This is a genomic window from Prevotella pectinovora (assembly GCF_000834015.1).
GTDB classification, from domain to species: domain Bacteria; phylum Bacteroidota; class Bacteroidia; order Bacteroidales; family Bacteroidaceae; genus Prevotella; species Prevotella pectinovora.
On the sequence record NZ_JXQI01000015.1, the window covers coordinates 1 to 808 of the forward strand.

Consider the following 808-nt stretch of genomic DNA (forward strand, 5'->3'; position numbering starts at 1 on the left):
GTCATGAATATAAATCGTGGCAAGGCTTTTATGATTTGCGGTATGGGGGCTCTATTGTCTTGGATTTCTTTGCTTGCATAAGTTCCATCATTGCTGCATATCGCTTTTCCGTCAGTTGGATATTGCGATTAAGAGCCTTTGCATTTTTATTGCAGTTTGCTGTGACGGTATTATACATATTGGCAAGTTCTGTGAAAACTGAGACGAGTTTGTCCACATATTTCTCATCATCATAAAGGCGAGACAGCAAAGCCACATCTATGGCTTGAGATATAAGCTCAGCCCGTTGGTGGAATTAATTCAATCGATATGAGTAAAAGTTGTTCATAACGCTGATTTTAAGTAAAAACAAGAATTTCAAGAAAACTGTCAGATTGTCTGGTTTTTCGTTGTAATGTTCTGACAACCAGATAGATGACCGTCTTTCGATTGTCAGGCAATTGTCTGGATGGTTTGCTGATGAAAGTAATTGCCAGATGAAAGTAATTGACAGATGTGAGGAATTCAGACGACAGGAATCGTATGCGTTGGCAGAATCTTGTATTACTGGAATACGGGTATTACAACATTAACTTATTGGGCAGATGTCTGACAGCAAATCTGCCCAACAGGGGCAAGCACGTTGCCCCAGTTGGGCAAGCACCGTGCCCAATTTCAACCCGAATCGGTCATTAGGCCGTTCAATGTGATATTATACAAGAAAAATTTCTTGTTTCTCTCTAAAATGGTTATCTTTGCAGCGAATTCAGGTTATATAGCCAAATTGTGAAATGAGCAAGAAAAGAAGAAAGTCCGGCAGACGCATTGG

Annotated in this window: 1 protein-coding gene; it reads left to right on the forward strand. The window is 40.1% G+C overall.

Annotated elements, in window-relative coordinates; all coding sequences use genetic code 11:
• The coding region (locus ST42_RS14195) for a hypothetical protein (RefSeq protein WP_231556862.1) at nt 1-236 on the forward strand (236 nt) is incomplete at its 5' end.
• Nucleotides 237-808 lie beyond the last annotated feature (572 nt).